This is a genomic window from Streptomyces sp. NPDC051582, from assembly GCF_040681715.1.
Taxonomy (GTDB): Bacteria; Actinomycetota; Actinomycetes; order Streptomycetales; family Streptomycetaceae; genus Streptomyces.
The window spans coordinates 275,441-296,114 of the sequence record NZ_JBFAZJ010000003.1 but is presented as its reverse complement, the minus strand read 5'-3'; the positions used below and the strand labels follow the sequence as shown (position 1 = coordinate 296,114).

Sequence of the window (20,674 nt, the reverse complement as noted above, 5' to 3'; positions counted from 1 at the left end):
ACGTGCGCTCAGCCCTGCTCGCGCCACCACCGGTAGGTGGCGGCGATCCCGTCCCGCAGCCCGATCTCCGGCTTCCAGCCCAGCGAGGTCAGGCGCGTGACGTCCAGGAGCTTGCGCGGCGTGCCGTCGGGCTTGGACGTGTCCCAGGCGAGCCGGCCGCGGAAGCCGGTCACCTCGGCGACGGTCTCGGCGAGGGCCTTGATGGTGAGGTCCTCGCCGCAGCCGATGTTGACCGGCTCGTCCCCGTCGTAGCGGCCGAGCAGCACCGCGCACGCGGCCGCCAGGTCGTCCACGTGCAGGAATTCGCGGCGCGGGGTCCCGCTGCCCCACAGCGTGACCTCCTCGCGGCCCTCGGCGGCGGCCTCGTGGAAGCGCCGGATCAGGGCGGGCAGCACGTGCGAGGTCTCCAGGTCGAAGTTGTCGCCCGGGCCGTAGAGGTTCGTCGGCATCGCCGAGATGTACGAGGCCCCGTACTGCTTCCGGTACGACTGCACCTGGACGATGCCGGCGATCTTCGCCAGGGCGTACGCCTCGTTGGTCGGCTCCAGCGGGCCCGTCAGCAGGGCGTCCTCGCTGATGGGCTGCGGGGCCAGCTTCGGGTAGATGCAGGAGGAGCCCAGGAACAGCAGCCGGGCGACCCCGGCGGCGTGCGCGCCGCCGATGACGCTGAGCTGGATCTTGAGGTTGTCCTCCAGGAACTGCACCGGATAGGTGCTGTTGGCCATGATCCCGCCGACCTTGGCGGCCGCCAGCACGACGGCGTCGGGGCGGACGTCCTTCAGGTACGCACCCGTGGCGGCGGCGTCGCGCAGGTCGAGGTCGGCGCGGCCCCGGGTGAGCACCTCGTGGCCGTCGGCCGTGAGCCGGCGGGCGACCGCGGAGCCCACGAGGCCGCGGTGGCCCGCGACGAAGACGCGGGCGTTCGGGGGCAGGAGCGGCAGCGAACTTGTCATACCGCCGATGATGCCACCCGCCTCCGGCACTCCTCGGACCAGCCCGCATTCCGGTCACCGGTACCCCGGGGCGCGCCCGCGCCCGGGCACCCCGGGCACCGGGCGAGCCGTACCGGCCCGCCGGGCCCGGCGCGTGCCGCGGCGGAATCCGCCGCAAAGACGGCCGCACCGGGCGTGTACGGTACCCATCCAGCCCTCCGGGCAGCGGCCCGGCAGCGAGGTGCGCCACCCCCTGCCAGGGCCCGGCCCGCAGCCACCCCGAGGCCCAGCCTCACCACGACCCACAGCAACCACCATCAAGGGGACCCCATGGGCAAGACCGCACTGATAACCGGCGTCACCGGGCAGGACGGCTCGTACCTCTCCGAGCTGCTGCTCTCCAAGGGCTACACGGTGCACGGCCTGGTGCGGCGTTCCTCCAGCTTCAACACCGAGCGGATCGACCACATCTACCAGGACCCGCAGACCGCCAACCGGTCCTTCGTCCTGCACCACGCCGACCTCTCCGACGGCGTGGCCCTCGTGAACCTGCTCCGCGAGATCCGGCCCGACGAGGTCTACAACCTCGGAGCCCAGTCGCACGTCCGGGTCTCCTTCGACGCGCCCCTCTACACGGGCGACGTGACCGGCCTCGGCGCCCTGCGGCTCCTGGAGGCCATCCGCGCCAGCGGTGTGGACACCCGGATCTACCAGGCCTCGTCCTCGGAGATGTTCGGAGCCACCCCGCCCCCGCAGAACGAGAAGACCCCGTTCCACCCGCGCAGCCCGTACGGCGCCGCGAAGGTGTTCGCGTACTGGACCACGGTGAACTACCGCGAGGCGTACGACATGTTCGCCGTCAACGGGATCCTGTTCAACCACGAGTCCCCGCGCCGCGGCGAGACCTTCGTGACCCGCAAGATCACCCGTGCGGTCGCCCGGATCAAGGCCGGACTCCAGGAGCACCTCTACCTGGGCAACCTCGACGCGGTCCGCGACTGGGGCTACGCGCCCGAGTACGTGGACGCCATGTGGCGGATGCTCCAGCAGGACGAGCCGACCGACTACGTCGTCGCCACGGGCGTGGCCGCCACGGTCCGCGAGTTCGTCGAGTCCTCCTTCGCCCACGCGGGCCTCGACTGGGCGGCGCACGTGCGCTACGACCCCAAGTACGAGCGCCCGAGCGAGGTCGACGCCCTCATCGGCGACGCCTCCAAGGCCAACGAACTGCTTGGCTGGAAGCCGACGGTGCTCGTGGCCGAGCTGGCGCGGATCATGGTCGACGCCGACATCCGGCAGGTCGAGGACCAGCTGGCGGGCGCCACGGTCCGCATCGACCGCTGAAGGCCTTATATTTCCCCTACGATTTGCCGTGTCCCGGTCATCTCCACTGGTATCGGTGGGTGTGGCCGGGGCAAACCTGCCGTATGTCCGCTGTGCCCCCTCCAACCTGAACCGTTCATTCCAAGTTGGTATGCAAAGGGTCAAGGGGGGTGACCGGGTTCTCGCTGGAGCCCTAGTCTGCGCCAGTACATATGGCTGTTCGGATAGTTCCAGCCATCAAACCGGGCGATTGCCCTGGGGGGCTCATGCGTAGATCCAGAGGGCTGACTGCTGCCCTCGTCCTGTCACTGGCCGGCGCCGGCACCGGCATAGGTCTGGTGCTGATGCCCGAGGCGTCCGCCATCACGCCTCCCGTGGCATTCACCGCCGACGAGCTGCCCACCTGGCAGCCCAACGGCGTCGTGTTCGCGACCGCCGAGGCGAACGGCACCGTCTTCGCCGGCGGCACCTTCTCCGCCGTCCGCCCGCCCGACGGCACCAGCGGGGCGGAGCAGGAAGCGGTGAACTTCGTGGCGCTCGACGCCGCGACGGGCAACCCGACCTCGTGCAAGCTCGCCTTCACCATCGGCGACGGCAGCGCGACCGTGCGGGCCCTGGAAGTCTCCAAGGACAAGAAGACCCTGTACGCGGGCGGCTACTTCGGCGCCGTCAACGGCACCCCGGTCTCCAGCATGGCCGCGATCGACATCGCGACCTGCACTCCCAAGGCGGCCTTCCACCCGGGCTTCCCCGCCACCGTGCGCGGACTCGCCGTCACCGACGACACCGTGTACGCGGCCGGCGACTTCGGCACCGTCGAGGGCCAGACGCGCGAGCGGTTCGCCGCCGTCGACGCCGGCTCCGGCGCCCTCAAGCCCTTCACCGCCAACGCCGACGAGCCGGGCCGCGCGGTCGAGGTCACCCCGGACGGCAAGAACGTCCTGCTGGGCGGTGACTTCTTCGACATCAACGGCAAGAGCACGCACGCCCTGGCCGTCGTCAACGCCACCACCGGTGCGGTCACCAAGACGTACAGCAACATCCCGTCGAACTCGGTGGTCAAGGACATCGCCACCGACTCGACCGGCTTCTACACCGGCAACGAGGGTTCGGGCGGCGGCGTCTTCGACGGCCGCATCGGCCTGAACCTGAACGACTTCAGCGAGAAGTGGCGCGACCGCTGCCTCGGCGCCACGCAGGCCGTCCTGCCGTACGACGGCGTGCTCTACAGCGCCTCGCACGCGCACGACTGCTCCCTTGAGGGCCAGTTCCCCGACGGCAAGCGCAACTTCTACAACGCGCAGCTGACCAACTACGAAGGCGCCGCCCCCGCGCCCGTGGACGGTTTCGTGCGCAGCCCGCGCAAGCTCGGCTGGCACCCCACCGCCAACGACGGCATCGGCGAGGGCATCGGCCCGCGCACGCTGACCATCGCCGAGAAGAACGACGTCAAGTACCTGTGGTCCGGCGGTGAGTTCACCGCCATCAACGGCAAGCCGCAGCAGGCGCTCACCCGCTTCGCCTCCACCGGCGACGTCGGCGCGCCGACCACCCCGGTCGCGAGCGCCGGCAGCGTCAAGCCCGGTGAGGTCCAGGTCCGCTGGCGCACCAGCTACGACGCCGACGACAGCAAGCTGACGTACCGCATCTACCGCAACGGCTCGTCCAGCCCCATCGCCACCGTCGCCGCCGAGTCCCTGGAGTGGCAGCGCCCGCAGGCCTCCTGGACCGACACCACGGTCAAGGCCGGCCAGTCGTACACCTACCGCGTGACGGCCACCGACGCGGCGGGCAACACCAGCGCCCTGTCGGCGAACGCCGCGGTCACGGTCCCGGGCTCGGTCCAGTCCTACCCGGAGCAGGTCCGCGCCGACGGCGCCGGCCTGTACTGGCGCTACGACGACCTCGTCAGCCCGTACGTCGCCGACTCCTCGGTCGCCGGCAACACCAGCGGTGTCCAGCTCAACGCCCCGGCCCTGCGCCAGACGCCCGGCGCGATCAGCGGCGCCAGCACGGCGATGGGCTTCAACGGCACCAGCCAGCAGGTCTACAGCGACCACCGCCAGACGGTGGGCAGCGCGTTCTCGGTCGAGACCTGGTTCAAGACCGGCACCACGCGCGGCGGCAAGCTGATCGGCTTCGGCAGCAACACGGACCGCTCCAGCGGCTCCTACGACAAGCAGATCTACATGACCAACACCGGTCGTCTGGTCTTCGGCGTCAGCAACGGTTCGGCGCGCACCATCACCACCGGCCTGTTCGACACGTACAACGACAACAAGTGGCACCACGTCGTCGGCACCATGGGTGCGGGCGGCATGGAGCTGATCGTCGACGGCCAGAGCAAGGGCACGCTGAACAACGTCGCCAACGCGGTCTCTTACGAGGGCTTCTGGCACGTCGGCGGCGACAACCTGAGCGGCTGGCCGACCAAGCCGACGAGCAACTTCTTCGCCGGCCAGATCGACGAGACGGCCGTCTACCCGAAGGCGCTCACCGCGGCCCAGGCCAAGAAGCACTACGACCTGGCCAAGGCGCCGTCCGACACGGTCTCCAAGGTCTCCGCGACCGAGGACACCTACGTCAACCAGGGCGCTCCCAGCGCCGCCAACGGCGCGACCACCTCGCTGGCCGTCCGCGGCACCTCGGCGTACCAGACGTACCTGCGCTTCAACCTGCCGGCCGCGCCGGCCGGGCAGGTCCTGAAGTCCGCCTCGCTCCAGATCAAGACGTCGACCCAGGCGAACGCCGGTACGACCGACAAGATCTCCGTGGTCCCGGTCACCGGCACCTGGAGCGGCGCGAGCACCACCTTCAACACCAAGCCCGCGCTCGGCGCCACCGAGCTCGGCTCGTTCGCGAGCGTGCCGGACGGCTCGGCGATCCAGAGCACCCCGCTGGACACCGCCGCGCTCACCCCGGTGCTGGGCACCGGCTACAGCCTGGCCCTGACGAGCACGGGCACCGACCCGCTGTGGATCTGGTCCATGGAAGCGACGGCCGCGGACGCCGCTCCGCAGCTGGTCCTCACGTTCGGCCCGAAGTAAGCGCCTGACGGACGCGGGGCCCGCCGCGCACGACGGCCGGGCCCCGCGCTCCACCCCCGAGTTCCGCCGGTCAACCGGCACGTAATACAGGAGCCCCAGAGATGTACCGACGCTCCGCCGCGGCTGCTGTTCTGCTGGCCGCGGCTCTGACCCTGACCGCCTGCAGCTCGGGCGGCGAAGGCAAGGCCGACGCAGAGGCGGCGAAGCCGAAGCCGCCGGCCGCATCGTCGGTCCCGGATCCGGCGGACGCCTCGGCCGCGCCCGTCTCGCCCGACGCGAAGCCGACCGGTCCGGTCCTGCCGGACGCGAAGCTCACCCCGAAGACGGGCAGCTTCAAGGCCAACGAGAAGCAGTACCTGAGCGGCCGCGTCCCGCAGAAGATGGACCCGGCGGCCGTCCTCCAGACCGGCCAGGAGTCCTGCCAGCGGGTGGAGCGCACCGCCAAGCGCGACAAGGACGCGGCGACCGGGGCCATCGTCGCCGGGGAGATCCCGGGGGCGAAGGACGCGATCACGTACCTGTGCCCGGAGCAGAAGCCGATCCTGGACGCGGCGTCGAAGGGCTTCCCCGACGGGACCCGCACGTCGCCCGCGGCGGGCACGTACCGGGCGCTGACGCAGGCCGTGAACTGCACCTGGGAGGCGAAGGGCAAGGACGGCGCGGTCCTGGCCTCGGGCCCCGAAGCCCCGGTGAAGCCGGGCGACAAGATCACGGCCACGATCCCCGCGGGCACGGCGACGTTCACGTCGACGGGCTGCTACGCCTGGATCCCCGCGTAGGGACCCCGTACGCGGCGCGACGCCGCCCCCGCCCCGAACTCCGGGCCGGGGGCGGCGTTTTCGCATGCGCTTCCCGGGTAGCCGCGCGGTCAGACGACGACGACTGCGGAGGCGAATCACATGGGAGGCATCGGCGGCTGCATCGCGCTGATCGTGGTGGGGGCCATCCTCACCTTCGCGACGGACTGGAAGATGGAGAGCGTCAACCTCGACGTGGTCGGGCTGATCATGATGGCGGCGGGCGCCATCGGCCTCGCCGTCTACGCGAGCGTGTTCAAGCGCCGCCGCGCGGCGGCCCTGCCGGTGGTCGACGAGACCCACCGCGAACTGTGACCGGCAGGGGACGCAGGACTGCCCTCTTGGACATGTACGGACGCCCCCGGCCCGCCTAGCGTCGAAAGCGACGGGCGGAACGGTTCGGGACTACAGGGAGCGGCGGCGTCATGGGCTTCGACCGGAAGAAAGAGCACGGCGAGAGGGACGCGAAGGCCCTGCCCCCTCGGACCTCGGCACAACGGAGCGCCGATACGGCGCCCTTCCTGGGGAACCGGCGGGTCACGCAGTCGTCCCTGCGGGCCGTGCAGGACCTGGGCGGGAACGCCGCCGCGACCGCCTACGTGCAGCGGGTCACCGACGAGCAGGCGGAGGAGGCCAATGCGCGGCGCCAACGCTGGGAAGAGCGCGACATCGCAAGGGGCGGCACCGCGAAGGCCGAGCGCTTCACCACGCACGAGACCCCGTACGGCCCGTACAACCAGAGGCCCGGACGCGGCGACGCTCCGTACGTCACCACCAACAAGAAGCAGTACCCGGGAACGCAGAAGACCGACGGCCGCTACGTCCGTGAGGAAGACGACCAGTACGTCGGCCTGATCCCCGCGCTCGACGCCGAGCACTTCGTCCCCCTCGCCAACGCGCTGAAGGGGGGCGAGCTGAGCGCCGAGGAGATCGAGGGACTGAGCGACGACCAGTGCCGGGCGGCCGCGATGCTCCTGGGGATCTTCAGCGCCGAGGCTGTCCGCGCGCCGGGAGCGCTCAAGCAGATCCGCAGCGCGCTGCGGCGGCAGGCCGATCCGGAGCACGAGGCATCGGAGTTCACCAACGACTTCCCGCAGGGCCGGGTCGGCGGTGCCCAGCACGAGGCGCGCGTGCGGTCGGGCCGGGTGCGGCGGGCCACTCCCGAGGTCGAGACCATCCTCGACGCCTCGTCCTCCTCGGACGAGAGCGAGTCCCGCCGCCGGCGCTGAGACCGCGGCCGGGCCGGGCCGGCCCGGCGCGGCCCGCACCCGTGCCCCGCGGGTTCAGCGGGTGATGCGCTCGTAGACGGACAGGAGGGTGTCCAGGACCGCGTCCATCGAGAAGGAGGCCGCGGCCAGTTCGCGGGCCGCCGCCCCGGCCTTCGCGTTGGACCCGGGGTCCAGGAGGCCCAGGACGGCCTCCGCGACGCCCGCCGGGCCCGGCGCGACCGCCCGGCCGGCGCCCGCGGACGCGATGTCGCGGGCCAGCCCGTTGGAGTGCGTGACCACCGTGGGCACGCCGACCGACAGGGCTTCCAGCACCGACATCGGGAACGGCTCGTCCACCGAGGGCAGGACGTAGACGTGCGCCCTGCGCAGCTCCGCCAGGACCTCGGTGCTCGACAGCGGCCCCGGCACCGTGAACCGCGCCGACAGTCCCAGCTCCGTGATCCTCGCCCGGACCGCCGCCAGTTCGCCCTCGTCCGGGCCGGCCACCACGAACTGTGCGTCCGGGTGCGCCGCCAGGACCGCCGGGGCCGCGTCCACGAAGTCCACCGGGCGTTTGCGGGCCTGCAGGCGCGCCGAGTACAGGACGCGCGGGGGACCGGCCGGGGCCGGCCGCTCCTCCTGCGCGGGCGTGCCGTTCACCAGCCGGACCGCCCCCGCCAGAGGGCCGCCCACCACCGCGTCGAGGCCCTCGCGTTCATGCGGGGTCAGGTACAGCACCGCGCCCGCGCCGCGCAGCAGCCTGCGTACGGCCACCGCGTCCAGCACCTTGGCCAGCAGTTTCCCGCTCGGGTCCACCATCCCGTGGGTCTGGAGCACCAGCGGCTTGCCGGCCCGCAGCGCGGCGAGGGCCACCGGCAGGGTCACGAGGTCCCGTGCCAGGTGGACGTGGACCACGTCCGCGTCCCGGACCAGGCGGCCCGCCGAGGCCAGCAGGGCCGGCGAGGTCATCCCGCTGAAGCCCAGCGGCAGGATCCGGCGGGCCGGGAACAGCTTCGCCGGCACCCCCTCCACGGAGGTCGGCCACGGGTCCGCGAAGCCCTCGCCGAGCGCCAGGAGCCGCGCCTCGTGCCCGCGCGCCCGCAGCCCCTTGGCCAGGTTAAGCGCAACCCGGACCGGCCCGCCGAACGCGTGCGAGGGGGAGTGGAGCGTGACGGCGTGCAGGACTCTCACTTGGGCTCCTCGACCGGGCGGCGCTGCCCGTCCATCGTCTGCAGGGTCAGTGCAGGAAGGTTTCTGTGGACCACGGAACCGGCACCCGCCACCGCGCAGCGGCCCACCGTGACCCCGGCCAGCACGGTCGCCCGTACGGCCACCCAGGCACCGTCCTCGACCACGATCGGCGCGTTGCGGTAGCGGAAGTCGGCGGCCCGGTGGTCGTGCGAACCGGTGCAGAGCATGGCCTCCTGCGAGATGCAGACGTTCGCCCCGATGGTCACCGGCTCCAGGTTCAGCAGCCAGGCGCCCTCGCCGATCCACGTGTGGTCGCCGACCGTGAGCTTCCACGGCCACAGCACCCGTACCCTGTGCCGGATCAGCACGCCCTCGCCGATCCGCGCGCCGAACGCGCGCAGCAGCGCCACCCGCAGCCGGGCCGGGCAGAACCACGCCATGAACAGCGTGTTCATCACCGCGAACCAGAGCGCCTGCGTCAGCAGTCCGCGCCCTTTGTCGTATCCGGCCAGCGTGAAGGCAGGAAGATCACGCAACTGTCGCCCCTCATCGTGCGCCGCGGGCTCGTCGCCCTCCGCGGGAGCGCCTCCCCGGGCGCCGCCCGCTCAGATTAGACTGCGCGCGGACCAGGCACATCGGGCGGGGGCAGCAGTGGCAACGGACATACGCAAGCCCTCGGTGACCCCGCCGGTTCCGCCCGTCCCCGAACCGGACGACGGGCACAAGTGGGGCCGGGTCACCACCCCGCGCACCCTGCTCTCCCGCGCGCTGTCCGTCCCGCTCATCCTCGGCTTCACCGTCTTCCTGCCGCTGATCGTCGCCGTCCAGCACGGCGACGGGCAGCGCGACGCCGCCTTCTGGCTCCAGCTCCTGCTCACGATGTACGCGGGCGCCCGGCTCTCCGCGATGGTCCTGACCAGCCGCCGCAAGCTGCTCCAAGGCTCCTTCTGGCTCTTCGTCTACATGGCGATGGGCGTGGCCCCGCTCGCGCAGGCCGTCCTGGGCCGGGTCCCGACCCCCGTGGTCGGCCCCCGCTCCGACCTGACCGTCGCCATCGGGCTGGTCCTGCTCGGCTGCACGGCGTTCGACGTCGGCGTCCTGCTCGCCCGCCACCGGCCGACCGGGCGGGCCGGCGGATCCCAGAAGGAGCCGCGGCCGGTCATGGCCCACCGGCGCCGCCTCCAACTGCTGACCGTGCTCGCCTTCCTGTGCAGCGCCGCGTTCATCATGAAACTCGGCGGCCCGGCGGTGTTCTTCTCCAGCCGCCAGGAGATCATCGCGGGCATCGAGGAGGCCGGCGTCTCCAACGGCGACGGCCAGGCCGGGCAGGCCCTGCTGCGCGGCTTCGGCACCGTCCCGGCGCTGCTCGCCCTGCTGCTGTACACGCGCTGGCTGATCACCTCGACGTACGCCCGCCGCAAGGTGTCGATCATCGTCACCTGGGGGGCGCTGGCCCTGCTCAACCTGGTGGTCAACAACCCGATCTCGAACCCGCGGTACTGGTTCCTCACGGTCATGTTCGCGCTGCTGTTCACCGTCTTCCCGGTGAGCGCCGCGATGTACCGGGTGGCGCTGTCGATGGCCGTGGTGATCGCCCTGCTCGTGTTCCCGTTCGCGGACCGCTTCCGGTACGACGAGAAGAACTACAAGCCGGTCGAGACCACCTCGTTCCTGGAGCCGATGGCGCTGAAGGACTACGACCAGATCGGCATGTTCGCGAACACCATCACGTACTCGAACTCCGGCCCCGGGCACCTGTACGGGCGCCAGCTCGCCGGATCCGTCTTCTTCGCGGTGCCGCGGTCGGTCTGGCCGAGCAAGCCGAAGGACACGGGCGTGATGGTCGGCGAGTGGATGGGGACGGTCAACACCAACCTCTCGTCCCCGATCTGGGCCGAGCTGTGGCTGGACTTCGGCCCGCTGGGCATGGGCGCCGGGCTCCTGGCGACGGGGTACGCGGCGGCCCGGGTGGACCGCCGCTACGCGAAGCGAGCCACGCGGCGCTCGCCGCCGGGCAGCCTGATCTCGGTGGTGGTCCCGCTGGTGGCGGGCTACTCGTTCATCCTGCTCCGCGGCCCCCTGCTCCAGGCCTCCGGCCGGGTGGCGATCGCCGGCCTCTGCCTGGCGCTGGTGGCGACGTACCGCCAGGACAAGTCCACCAGGCTGCGCTAGACACGGGGCGGGTCAGGCGGCGGTGGTGACGCCGGACTCGCGGGCGCCGACGGCCGCAAGCCGCGAGACGCGCAGCCACGCGGCCGCGGCCTTCAGCGCCGAGCCGGCCGCCAGGCCCCAGGCGGCGCCGGCCACCCCGGCCAGCGCGTACCCGCCGAGCAGCAGGGCCACCGACAGCAGCGAGAAGACCACCTGGAGGGAGAGCGTCGCCCTCGGGTTGAGGACGCGCAGGGTGAGCAGGGCGCACGTGCCGAGGCCCATCACCGCGTACTGGGCTCCCGTGGCCGGGAGCAGGGCGTGGGCCGCGGCCCACGTGTCGCCCAGCAGCTCCCGGCCCAGGTGCTCGGGCAGCGCGTACAGGACCGTGCCCCAGAGCGCGCCCAGCGCCGCCAGCACACCGCCCATGGCCACCGTCAGCCGGACCACGCCCCGCTTGCCGGACGCGCGCCCCACCACCGGCGGGCCGAACGCGTTCGCCGAGTTGAACAGGACGTTCAGCGGGCCGAACAAGGTCGTCGCACCCCGCAGCGCGCCCACCGCCAGCGGGGTCGCGAACAGGCCGAGCCCCAGCACCGCCAGCTGGCTGGAGCCGTTGCCCACCGCGAACTCGACCACGAACCGCTGACCGAGGTGCCCGCGCCGCAGGTACGGCCGCAGATCGGCCGCCGAGCCCCGGACGTACGGGCGCAGCAGCACCAGGCCCAGCGCCAGCGCCGGCAGCGCAGAGACCCCCCACACCAGCACCAGCCGCCCCGCCGAAGCCCCTTCGGGCTGGAGAAGCAGCGCGGCGACGACGCACACCAGCCGCAGCGCGTCCGCGGCCAGCGCCCGCTCGGGGGTCCGCAGCGCCGAGAAGCAGTACCGCAACCCGTCCTGGACGAGCACCAGCGGCAGTACGAGGCCCAGCGCGAGGAAGGCCCGGCCCCCGGCCCCGGGTACGGCGAGGCCGACGACGGCCAGCAGCGCCCCGGCGGCGGCCGAGGCGGCCGCCGTGAACGCCAGGCTGGAGCGGCACACCGCGCCCAGCCGGTCCTCGTCCTTCTCCAGCACCACGGTCTGGCCGACGTACGCCATGTTCAGCCCGAGGAGCACGCTGAACGTCACGTACACCATCGAGAAGTCGGCGAACCCGGAAGCCGAGGACAGCCGGGCGGCCAGCACCAGCACCAGGATGTTGGTGGCGCTGGACGCGGCCTGGTCCAGGACGGAGGAGACGGCGGCGAGGCCGCGCCGGCTCATCTGCGGCCCATGCGCACCGTGCGCAGGGCCACCGTGTCCGTCCCGTCGCCCGGGATGTGCTGCTCGGGCTCGGCCTGCCGGTGCGCCTGCTGCCCCTGCTGTCCCTGTGCCTGGTTCGGCTGCCGCGTGAGCGGCTGCGCCTGCGGCGCGGACGGCCGGGAGGCCTGCGCCGGGGCGGGGGGCGCACCCTTCGTCTTGCCGCCGCGCCCGCCCCGGCCGCGCTTCTCGCCCGGCAGCGGTGCGTGCAGCACCGCGCCGAGCACCGTGCCGCCGGCGCCGCTGATCAGCTCGCGGATCCGGGACAGGTCGGTGCGGTGGACGGCGCGCGGGTCGCAGACGACCAGGACGCCGTCGACGCGGTCGACGAGCGCGAGGGCGTCGGCGTACGAGAGCACGGGCGGCGCGAGCACGACGACCGTGGAGTTGGGGGAGTCGGCCTCGGAGATCAGCCGGGTGGCGCGCGGGGAGGTCAGCGCGCGGGCCACGTTGCGCACCGGCTCGCCCGGGATCAGGTCGAAGTCGCCCGACTCCCCGGCGTCGACGACGAGCTGGCGCCCGTCGGGCCAGTCGGTGTCCCCGTGGGCCGCGGCCGCGCCGCCGCCGGAGGCGCCGCCCGGCGCCTGGCTCCAGCGCGGCCGTCCCGCGCCGGTCGGCAGCTGGCTGGCCAGTACCGGCGTGCGCAGGTCGGCCTCGATGAGCAGGACGTCCTTGCCGGTCTCCGCGAAGGAGGCGGCCAGGTTCACGGCCGCCGCGGCGGCCGTCTCGCTGCTGCCGCGCGGGGCGACGACCAGCAGCCGGCGCCGGTCGGCGAAACGGGAGTCGTACGCGAGGCGGAAGGCCACCGAGCGGAACTCCTCGGCGAGCCGGGGGTCCTCCTCGCCGGCCGCGAGCAGCGGCCCGCCGTCGGTCTTGGGCCGCGGCAGGTAGCCGAGCACGGGGGCGCGCAGGGCCCGCGCGACATCGCCCTCGGAGCGCGGCGCGGGGTCGAACACGAGCCGGACCCACGCGGCGAGCAGGCCCAGGGCGAGGCCCACGGCCGCGCCGAGCGCCAGCGACATCACGAGGCCCGGACCGTCGGTGTCGGACGGCGGGGTCGCGGGACTGGTGACCCGGCCCGGGCTCATGTCGAGGGCCTGGAGCTTGGCGATGTTTCCGTTGAGGGTGTTGACCTTGCTCTGCAGGTCGGTCTTCGAGGCATACGCGGCGTCGCGGCCCGTGCCGGCCGGCATGGCGTTGATCTGCTTGACGAGCTCGTCCAGGTTCTTGGCGACCGGGTCGCGCTGGTCCTGGTAGCCCTTGACCATCTTGTCGCGCGTGACGTCGAGTGACTCCTGCCGCTTGAGCAGGTACGCCTCGGTCATCGCGTTGGCGCGGGTGGCGGCCTCCTTGGGGGAGGACGCGGTGTAGGTGAAGCGCAGCACCATCGTCTGCGGCGGGTTGGTCACCTGGAGGCCGCTGCGCAGGCCGGCGAAGTCCTTCGAGGTCACGCCGAGCTTCTTCGCGGCCTCGTTGGCTATGGAGGAGCTGAGCGCGACCTGCCGCTCCGAGCCGATGTTGATCGCCTTGTCGGGCGCCAGGCTCGGGTTGAACGGGTCGTCGGTGGGCGCGCGCAGCACGATGTCGGCCGTCGCGACGTACGTGTCGGACGTGGAGATGCCGAGGTAGACGCCGCCCAGCAGGCCGATGCCGACACCCGCCCCGAGGAGGCGGCGGTAGCGCAGGAGCTGTTTGAACTGGTCCCTGAGGAGGTCCGGTTCGTCCTCCGCCGGAACCGACGCAGGGCGGTTCGTCTCGATCACGGCTGCGGACCCCCAAGTGCTTCGTCTATCAGTGCGTCGATGCGGGCCAGGCCCGCGTCACGGCTCAGGTGGGCCGCCACGTGCCGGGGCCCGGCCGCCCCGAGCGCATCCGCGCCCTCGGGGTCCTCGGCGAGGGCCCGTACGGCCTTCAGCAGGGCGTGCGGGTCCTCCGGTGGTACGAGTACCCCCGCGCCCGAGCGTTCCACTTCCTGGGCCGTGCCGCCCTCCGCCGCGACGGACGCGATGACGGGCCGGCCGGCCTGGAAGTAGGAGGTCAGTTTGGACGGCACGCTCATGTCGAGCACGGCCGCGTGCTGCGTCACGGCGAGTACGTCCGCCGCCGCGAGGATATCCGGGAACTCTCCGTCGGCGGCAGGGGGGATGATGTCCAGATTCGGCACGTCTGCCGCGAGGTCGGCGAGGGCGGCGCGCTGACTGCCGTCGCCCATGAGGACGAAACGGACGCCCGGGTCCAGGCGGGCGGCGCCCACGAGCACTTCGAGGCCCTGCTTGAGGCCCATGTTCCCGGAGTGCAGGACGACCGGCTCGCCCGGCGCCCAGCCCAGGTGGCGGCGGGTCTGGCCGCGCGGCCGGGTGGGCTGCGGCACGTGGGACCAGTTGGGCACCAGGCGGATCTTCCGCGGGTCCACGCCCATGCCCACGACCCGGTCCACGAAGGTCTCGTGGATGACGCCGACCAGCGTGGCCCGCTTCAGGGCGTACGCCTCGGCGCGCCCCGCGATCGCGGCCGCCTTGTCGCCGCCGCTGATGCCGCTCTGCGCGGCGGCGGCGCCCATCAGGTCCTGGACGACCGGGACGAACGGGACCTTCCAGCGGGCGGCGAGCCGGGCGGCGATCACCCCGCCGGCCAGGCTGGGCATCTGGGCCATGACCGCGTCGGGGCGCGGCATCCGGGGCGGGGCCACGGCGCCGTGCAGCAGAATCGATCCTTCAAAAAGGGCCCGCTTGACGGCGGTCTGGCGGGGCGGCACGGTGTGCGCACGCCGGTGCACTGTGACCCCCGCGCGCCGTTCCGTGCGCCGGAGCGCCCCCTTGTACTCCGGCTCCAACGACCACGACGGGTAGTGCGGCATGCCGGCGAGCACGTGTGCGTCGTGGCCGAGATCCGCCCAGTGCTCCGCGATCTGGGTGGCGTACGGCCCAATCCCCGCGTGCTCGGGAGCGTAGTTGGTGGAAACCAGCAGTAGGCGCCGGTGACCGGATCTCGACACTGAACGTCCCCTTCTCCCCAGGATGATGCGCACGTCACCCTATTCGTTCACCGACAGCGTGGGGAACGTGCACGCTATTGTCTGCTAATCCGCCACACCGGGGGGTGTGGTCGCTGGGGGGTAACTCATGACGGAGCGCGACATGTCCGACCTTGGCGCACCTGCGCACAGACCGTACCGAGTCGGGTACGCCCCAGGTGCGTACGATCTGTTCCATATCGGGCATCTGAACATCCTTCGGCACGCCCGGAGTCAGTGCGATTACCTGGTCGCCGGGGTGGTCTCCGACGAGATGGCGGAACTGGCCAAGGGGCGCCGCCCGATGATCCCGCTCGTCGAGCGGCTGGAAATCGTCCGCAGTGTCCGATACGTGGACGCGGCGTTCGTCGAGACGGTCCCGGACAAGGTGGAGACCTGGAGGCAGGTCCGCTTCGACGTGATCTTCAAGGGAGACGACTGGAGGGGCACGCCCAAGGGCGACAAGCTGGAGAAGGACTTCGCCGCCGTCGGCGTCGACGTCGTCTACTTCCCCTACACGGTGCACACCTCCAGCACCCAGCTGCGCCGGGCCCTGGACGCCCTGTCCGAGCCCCTGGACGCGCGGACCGAGCCGTTCAGCGCGGAACGGCGCTGAGCTCCCGGAACCACTTCGCGAGGAACGCGGCCAGGAACAGCGCGGCGATCGCGCCGAGTCCCGCGTACGCCCAGCGGAACAGTCCCCCGCCCCCGAGCGCGAGGAAGACCAGGCAGAACACGCCGTAGTCGACGGGCAGCAGCGCCACCGCGCGTACGGTCGACGGCGCGGCGGCGGGGCTGCCCGGCGCCGGCTTGGCCTTGAGCTTCTCGGTCAGCAGCCCGCCGAAGAAGGTCACGACCGAGGCGAACTGGAAGCCCAGCGGCACGAGCAGCCAGCCGTGCCCGCCCGTCCCGTACGCCTCGGGGAAGCGGTAGAAGGCGATCAGCACGCAGGAGTGCAGGGCGGTCAGCTTGGCGCAGTCCACCACGTGGTCCAGCCATTCGCCCGCCGCGCTGCCTCCCCCGCGCAGTCGGGCCAGCTGTCCGTCGGCCGAGTCGAAGGCGAAGCCGACGGCGAGCGCGGCCCACACCGCGACGCCCAGCCCCCACGAGGGCGCGGCCAGCGCCACGGCCGCGACGGCGGCGAAGCTGAAGGCGGCGCTGACCAGTGTCACCTGGTTCGGGGTCAGCCCGAGCGCGTACGACACGGCGGCCAGGTACCGCCCCGCGGGCCGGTTGACGAACCGCGAATAGAGCGACACGCCCTTCGCCGACTTCTGCGCCCCGCGCAGCTCCCGCAGCGCGGTCCCGACCTTCGCCATGCGTACCCCTGATTCCTGCTGCGGCGGCACACGTGTACGGGTGCACGTGTGTACGAGGGCACATCATCGCAGGGCGACCGAGGCTTCCCGCTCCGGTTCCCTGCGGACGTCCGGGAGCAGCAGTACGGACAGGTTCGCGGCGGCGGTCAGGAAGGCCGCCGCCAGCAGCGGGGCCGCGGTCCCGGTGACCCCCGCCAGCGGCGCCGCCACCGCCAGTCCCAGCGGGCGGGCGGCGAAGGAGATCAGGGTGTCGAACGAGCCGACCCGGCCCAGCGTCTCCGGCGGGATCCGGCGCTGCATCTCCGTCTCCCACAGGGGGCTCAGCACGCCCACGCCGAGCATCGCGGCGAAGAAGGCGCCCGCCGTCACCCCCGCGGGCAGCCGCAGCGCGAAGGCCGCGAGCGGCAGGGCCTGCGCCGAGGCCCCGGCGGCCACCGCGTACAGCGGCCTGCGCACGGGCAGCCGGCCGGCGGCCCAGACCCCGACGAGCATGCCGGCCGTGCCCACTTGGGCGATGATGACCCAGCTCGCCGCCCCGCCCAGGCTCTCCACGGCGATCAGCGGTCCCAGGGTGAGCAGCAGGCCGGCCGCGAAGTGCCAGACCCCGTGGGCGAGCACATTGGCCAGGAACCAGGGGTGGCGCCGGGTCTCGGACCAGCCGGCCCGCAGCTCGGCGGTGAACCCGGCGCGGGTGCGCGCGAGCGGCGCCGGCGCCGTACGCAGTCCGCCGAGGGTGAGGGCGGAGGCGACGAACAGCGTGCCGGTCAGCAGGGAGGACCAGCCGGCCCCGAGGGCCAGCGTCATCGCGCCCGCGGCGGCGGGCCCCGCCATCTGTGCGGTCCCGGTCGCCACCCCGAGCCGGGAGTTGGCCCGCAGCCGCCCCGCGGCGGGCACGACCGCGGCGACGAGCGTGCGGGCCGAGGGGTTCCCGAAGGCGACTCCGGCGCCGGTGACCGCCGCCAGGGCCGCGAGCCCCGGGATGCGTACCGGACCGGACAGCAGCAGCGCCCCGGTCGCGACCTGTGCGCCGGCGCGCACCAGGTCGGCGGCCAGGACGACCCGGCGGGCGGGGAAGCGGTCGGCGACCACGCCCGCGACGGGCATCAGGAGCAGCATCGGGAGCAGTTCGCTCGCGAGCACGACGCCGAGGTCCGCGGCCGAACCGGAGCGCACGACGGCCAGGGTGAGGGTGGTGGGGATGAGGGCGCCGGCGAATGCCGCGAAGGTGCGCCCGGCGAGGAGCCGCCAGATCGTCGGGGTCATGACAGGAGATAATATTTCGCCAGCGAATCATTCGTCAACGAAGCGTTCGATCGGGGGTGCGATACTTGCGACCATGGACACGGAGTACGCCGAGGATTCGGTCGACCGGCACATCGCCCGCTGGAGCGGCAAGGTCCCCTTCGACGTGCCCACCGAGGCGGTCATCACGCGGATCCAGCTCCTGGCCAAGCACGTGAAGTACGGCAAGGAGCGGGCCCTGGCCGAGACCGGGCTGCAGGAGTTCGAGTTCGAGACCATGCACCGGCTCGCCTCCCGCGGCACGCCCTGGCGGGCCCCCTCCGCCGAACTCGCCGCCGAGCTGCTGCTCTCCCCGGCCGGAATGACCGGCCGTCTCGACACCCTGGAGAAGTCCGGGCTGGTCCGCCGGGTGCGCGCCTCCGGGGACCGGCGCCGGGTCGACGTGGAGCTGACCGACGCCGGCCACCGGTGCTGGACCGAGGCCATGCGCTGGCGCGGCATCGCCGAGGCCGAGATGATCGACCCCCTCGACGACGGGGAGCGGGCCGCGCTCTCCGCCCTCCTCAAGCGGATGCTGCGTCACGTCGAGGAGAAGCAGGAGAAGTAGCGGCGGTCTACCCCGGCCGCCCGGGCTCCCCCCCCGGCCGCCCGGGCTTCCCCCGGCCGCCCGGGCTCCCTCCGCCCGCGGACCGCGCCCCTCAGCCGGCCACCCGCAGCAGCAGCACCGACCGGGCCGGCACCGTCAGCGCCTCCCCGCCCCGGTGCCGGGTGCCGGGAGGCGCCTCCTGGTCCTCCCGCGCGGTGTCCAGCACCAGCTCGTACGCCGCCGCCCACGGCGCTCCCGGCAGCACCCACTCCACCGGCCGGTCCCCGGCGTGCAGCAGCGCCAGGAAGCTGTCGTCGTCGACCTGCCGCCCGCGCTCGTCCCGGCCCGGGATGTCCCGCCCCGACAGGTACATGCCGAGCGCGGCCGCCGGGGCGTACCAGTCCCGCTCGGTCATCTCCTTGCCCGCCGGGGTGAACCAGGCCAGGTCCCGCAACCCGTCCACGCCCCGCGGCCGCCCGGAGAAGAAGGCCCGCCGGCGCAGCACCGGATGCTCCTGACGCAGCGCCACCAGCCGCGCGGCCAGTGCGAACAGCTCCCGCCAGACCGGATCCTCCAGCAGCGACCAGTCCACCCAGCCCGTCTCGTTGTCCTGGCAGTACGCGTTGTTGTTGCCGCCCTGCGTCCGCCCGAACTCGTCCCCGGCCACCAGCATCGGCACCCCGGTCGACAGCAGCAGTGTGGTCAGCAGATTGCGCAGCTGCCGCCGCCTCAGCACCCCGACCCGGTCGTCCGTGCCGCCCGGCGGATCCCCCTCCACCCCGCAGTTCCACGAGCGGTTGTCGTTCGTACCGTCGCGGCCCGCCTCCCCGTTCGCCTCGTTGTGCTTGCGCTCGTACGACACCAGGTCGCGCAGGGTGAACCCGTCGTGCGCCGTCACGAAGTTCACCGAGGCGTACGGCCGCCGCCCGCCCCACGCGTACAGGTCGCTGGAGCCCGAGAGCCGGTACCCGAGATCCCGTACGTCCGGCAGCGCGCCCCGCCAGAAATCCCGCACGGCATCGCGGTAGCGGTCGTTCCACTCCGTCCACAGCGGCGGGAACGCCCCCACCTGGTAGCCGCCCGAGCCCACGTCCCAGGGCTCGGCGATCAGTTTGACCCGCCGCAGGACCGGATCCTGGGCGATCACCGCGAGGAACGGCGAGAGCATGTCCACGTCGTGCATCGAGCGGGCCAGCGCCGCCGCCAGGTCGAAGCGGAAGCCGTCCACCCCCATCTCGGTCACCCAGTAGCGCAGCGAGTCCGTGATCAGCCGCAGCACGTGCGGGCGCCCCGCGTGCAGGGTGTTCCCGCAGCCCGTGTAGTCGGCGTACCGGCGCTGGTCGGACTGGAGCCGGTAGTAGCCCCGGTTGTCGACCCCGCGCAGCGACAGCGTCGGGCCCAGCTCGCCCGCTTCCGCCGTGTGGTTGTAGACCACGTCGAGGATGACCTCGATCCCGGCGGCGTGCAGCGCCCGCACCATCCGCTTGAACTCGCCGACCTGCTGCCCGGCCGTGCCGCTCGACGAGTAACCGGCGTGCGGGGCGAAGTAGCCGATCGAGTTGTACCCCCAGTAGTTGCGCAGGCCCCGGCGCAACAGGTGGTCCTCGTGCGCGAACTGGTGCACCGGCAGCAGCTCGACCGCCGTCACGCCCAGTTTCACCAGGTGCTCCACCGCGGCCGGATGGGCCAGGCCCGCGTACGTGCCGCGCAGCTCCTCGGGAACACCCGGATGGCGCATCGTGAACCCGCGCACGTGCAGCTCGTAGATCACCGAATCGGCCCACGGGGTCTTCGGCCGGACGTCGTCCGCCCAGTCGTCGTCATCGTGGACGACGACCCCCTTCGGCACGTGCGGCGCCGAGTCGCGGTCGTCGCGCACGGTGTCCGCGATGTACTGCTGCGGCCAGTCGCGGACGTGCCCGTAGACCTCCGGGGGCAGCGTGAAGTCCCCGTCGACGGCCCGCGCGTACGGGTCCAGCAGCAGCTTGGCCGGATTGAACCGGGCCCCCGTCCAGGGGTCCCAGCGGCCGTGCACCCGGAACCCGTACCGCTGCCCGGGGCGCACCCCGGGCAGGAACCCGTGCCAGATCTCGTGCGTCAGCTCGGTCAGCGCACACCGGGTCTCGGCGCCCTCCGCGTCGAACAGGCACACCTCCACCGCCTCCGCGCCCTGCGCCCAGAGCGCGAAATTGGTACCCGCCGTCCCGTCCGGGCCGGTGCGAAACCGTGCCCCCAGGGGGTGCGAGGACCCCGGCCACACCGGCGGCCCGGGGCGGGTGACGGTCCGTAAGGCCGACTCGCGGCCCAGGATCACCGGCCCGCTCCACTGCCCGTTGACGTGCGGGGCGGGCGACTCCACTGAGGTCACTGACTCCATGGCGGCGGTATCCACCGCCTCTTGCTCGGCTGCGCTCGACACTGCCCGCCTCCACGGCTCCTGGGTACCGTCGGGGGAAGGCAGTGCGGCCCCGGCGTCCCGGCTGGGGCCCGCCCCCGTCTGGTCCTTCCCACTGTTCTGCCCGGAGAGATCTGCCCGGAACGTGGCCCGCGCTCACGTTTCCCCCGGAGG

At 72.7% G+C, this 20,674-nt stretch carries 17 protein-coding genes; 8 read left to right on the top strand and 9 right to left on the bottom strand.

All coding sequences use genetic code 11. From position 1 onward, the window contains the following. Positions 1–8: 8 nt before the first annotated feature. The gene (locus tag AB0M92_RS06920) at positions 9–953 is read right to left on the bottom strand and encodes a GDP-L-fucose synthase (protein WP_366101027.1); all 945 of its coding nucleotides are present in this window, start codon (positions 951–953) and stop codon (positions 9–11) included. 309 nt (positions 954–1,262) lie between these two features. Between AB0M92_RS06920 and gmd the strand changes: the two genes are divergently transcribed. The 5 genes from gmd to AB0M92_RS06895 all read left to right on the top strand — a co-directional run bounded on the left by gmd (position 1,263) and on the right by AB0M92_RS06895 (position 7,328). Next, positions 1,263–2,276, top strand: coding sequence for a GDP-mannose 4,6-dehydratase (gene gmd, locus AB0M92_RS06915; protein ID WP_366101026.1), 1,014 nt, complete (start codon positions 1,263–1,265; stop codon positions 2,274–2,276). A gap of 245 nt (positions 2,277–2,521) precedes the next feature. Further along, positions 2,522–5,302: a LamG-like jellyroll fold domain-containing protein gene (locus AB0M92_RS06910; RefSeq protein ID WP_366101025.1), complete on the top strand. Its 2,781-nt coding sequence runs from the start codon at positions 2,522–2,524 to the stop codon at positions 5,300–5,302. A gap of 101 nt (positions 5,303–5,403) precedes the next feature. After that, positions 5,404–6,081: a hypothetical protein gene (locus AB0M92_RS06905; protein ID WP_366101024.1), complete on the top strand. Its 678-nt coding sequence runs from the start codon at positions 5,404–5,406 to the stop codon at positions 6,079–6,081. A 120-nt stretch (positions 6,082–6,201) separates the two neighbouring features. Then, positions 6,202–6,414 (top strand): DUF6458 family protein, encoded by a 213-nt coding sequence (locus AB0M92_RS06900; protein WP_030857282.1) that lies wholly within the window; start codon positions 6,202–6,204, stop codon positions 6,412–6,414. A 110-nt stretch (positions 6,415–6,524) separates the two neighbouring features. Then, positions 6,525–7,328, top strand: a complete 804-nt coding sequence (locus AB0M92_RS06895) for a hypothetical protein (RefSeq protein WP_366101023.1) — start codon at positions 6,525–6,527, stop codon at positions 7,326–7,328. Between the two features lie 54 nt (positions 7,329–7,382). On the opposite strand, the gene AB0M92_RS06890 is transcribed toward AB0M92_RS06895, so the two are convergent. Both AB0M92_RS06890 and AB0M92_RS06885 read right to left on the bottom strand, forming a co-directional pair. Then, positions 7,383–8,498, bottom strand: a complete 1,116-nt coding sequence (locus AB0M92_RS06890; protein ID WP_366101020.1) for a glycosyltransferase — start codon at positions 8,496–8,498, stop codon at positions 7,383–7,385. Further along, entirely contained in the window at positions 8,495–9,034 is a 540-nt protein-coding gene (locus AB0M92_RS06885) for a WcaF family extracellular polysaccharide biosynthesis acetyltransferase (protein ID WP_351780897.1), read from the bottom strand. Before AB0M92_RS06885 ends, AB0M92_RS06890 begins: the two co-directional genes overlap by 4 nt. 127 nt (positions 9,035–9,161) lie before the next feature. Between AB0M92_RS06885 and AB0M92_RS06880 the strand changes: the two genes are divergently transcribed. Continuing rightward, positions 9,162–10,670: a hypothetical protein gene (locus tag AB0M92_RS06880; protein ID WP_366101165.1), complete on the top strand. Its 1,509-nt coding sequence runs from the start codon at positions 9,162–9,164 to the stop codon at positions 10,668–10,670. 12 nt (positions 10,671–10,682) lie between these two features. Here AB0M92_RS06880 and AB0M92_RS06875 read toward each other — a convergent pair whose 3' ends face one another. Genes AB0M92_RS06875 through AB0M92_RS06865 form a run of 3 tightly spaced genes read right to left on the bottom strand, consistent with a single transcriptional unit; the run spans position 10,683 to position 14,910 of the window. After that, a complete protein-coding gene (locus AB0M92_RS06875; protein ID WP_366101019.1) occupies positions 10,683–11,909 on the bottom strand; it encodes a hypothetical protein in 1,227 nt (408 codons plus the stop codon). Next, positions 11,906–13,708, bottom strand: a complete 1,803-nt coding sequence (locus tag AB0M92_RS06870) for a lipopolysaccharide biosynthesis protein (RefSeq protein ID WP_366101018.1) — start codon at positions 13,706–13,708, stop codon at positions 11,906–11,908. Before AB0M92_RS06870 ends, AB0M92_RS06875 begins: the two co-directional genes overlap by 4 nt. Continuing rightward, positions 13,705–14,910, bottom strand: coding sequence for a glycosyltransferase family 4 protein (locus tag AB0M92_RS06865; protein WP_366101164.1), 1,206 nt, complete (start codon positions 14,908–14,910; stop codon positions 13,705–13,707). The genes AB0M92_RS06870 and AB0M92_RS06865 overlap by 4 nt, the downstream gene beginning before the upstream one ends. Before the next feature lie 172 nt (positions 14,911–15,082). Here AB0M92_RS06865 and AB0M92_RS06860 point away from each other — a divergent pair, with 172 nt between their 5' ends. Next, positions 15,083–15,574, top strand: a complete 492-nt coding sequence (locus tag AB0M92_RS06860) for an adenylyltransferase/cytidyltransferase family protein (RefSeq protein ID WP_366101017.1) — start codon at positions 15,083–15,085, stop codon at positions 15,572–15,574. On the opposite strand, the gene AB0M92_RS06855 is transcribed toward AB0M92_RS06860, so the two are convergent. Beyond that, positions 15,555–16,277, bottom strand: a complete 723-nt coding sequence (locus tag AB0M92_RS06855) for a CDP-alcohol phosphatidyltransferase family protein (RefSeq protein WP_366101016.1) — start codon at positions 16,275–16,277, stop codon at positions 15,555–15,557. The genes AB0M92_RS06860 and AB0M92_RS06855 overlap by 20 nt on opposite strands. A 63-nt stretch (positions 16,278–16,340) precedes the next feature. Next, positions 16,341–17,540, bottom strand: coding sequence for an MFS transporter (locus tag AB0M92_RS06850; protein WP_366101015.1), 1,200 nt, complete (start codon positions 17,538–17,540; stop codon positions 16,341–16,343). Between the two features lie 73 nt (positions 17,541–17,613). Between AB0M92_RS06850 and AB0M92_RS06845 the strand changes: the two genes are divergently transcribed. After that, positions 17,614–18,126 carry a MarR family transcriptional regulator gene (locus AB0M92_RS06845; protein WP_366101014.1) on the top strand — a complete coding sequence of 171 codons (513 nt, stop codon included), beginning with the start codon at positions 17,614–17,616 and terminating at the stop codon, positions 18,124–18,126. Between the two features lie 91 nt (positions 18,127–18,217). Here the strand turns inward: AB0M92_RS06845 and glgX are convergent, their stop codons facing one another. After that, positions 18,218–20,482: a glycogen debranching protein GlgX gene (glgX, locus tag AB0M92_RS06840; RefSeq protein WP_366101013.1), complete on the bottom strand. Its 2,265-nt coding sequence runs from the start codon at positions 20,480–20,482 to the stop codon at positions 18,218–18,220. Positions 20,483–20,674 lie beyond the last annotated feature (192 nt).

Coding starts and splice junctions, on each gene's coding strand:
- AB0M92_RS06920 (WP_366101027.1), bottom strand. CDS start 953: ATGACAAGTTCGCTGCCGCTCCTGCCCCCGAACGCCCGCGTCTTCGTC.
- gmd (WP_366101026.1), top strand. CDS start 1,263: ATGGGCAAGACCGCACTGATAACCGGCGTCACCGGGCAGGACGGCTCG.
- AB0M92_RS06910 (WP_366101025.1), top strand. CDS start 2,522: ATGCGTAGATCCAGAGGGCTGACTGCTGCCCTCGTCCTGTCACTGGCC.
- AB0M92_RS06905 (WP_366101024.1), top strand. CDS start 5,404: ATGTACCGACGCTCCGCCGCGGCTGCTGTTCTGCTGGCCGCGGCTCTG.
- AB0M92_RS06900 (WP_030857282.1), top strand. CDS start 6,202: ATGGGAGGCATCGGCGGCTGCATCGCGCTGATCGTGGTGGGGGCCATC.
- AB0M92_RS06895 (WP_366101023.1), top strand. CDS start 6,525: ATGGGCTTCGACCGGAAGAAAGAGCACGGCGAGAGGGACGCGAAGGCC.
- AB0M92_RS06875 (WP_366101019.1), bottom strand. CDS start 11,909: ATGAGCCGGCGCGGCCTCGCCGCCGTCTCCTCCGTCCTGGACCAGGCC.
- AB0M92_RS06860 (WP_366101017.1), top strand. CDS start 15,083: ATGTCCGACCTTGGCGCACCTGCGCACAGACCGTACCGAGTCGGGTAC.
- AB0M92_RS06855 (WP_366101016.1), bottom strand. CDS start 16,277: ATGGCGAAGGTCGGGACCGCGCTGCGGGAGCTGCGCGGGGCGCAGAAG.
- AB0M92_RS06850 (WP_366101015.1), bottom strand. CDS start 17,540: ATGACCCCGACGATCTGGCGGCTCCTCGCCGGGCGCACCTTCGCGGCA.
- AB0M92_RS06845 (WP_366101014.1), top strand. CDS start 17,614: ATGGACACGGAGTACGCCGAGGATTCGGTCGACCGGCACATCGCCCGC.
- glgX (WP_366101013.1), bottom strand. CDS start 20,482: ATGGAGTCAGTGACCTCAGTGGAGTCGCCCGCCCCGCACGTCAACGGG.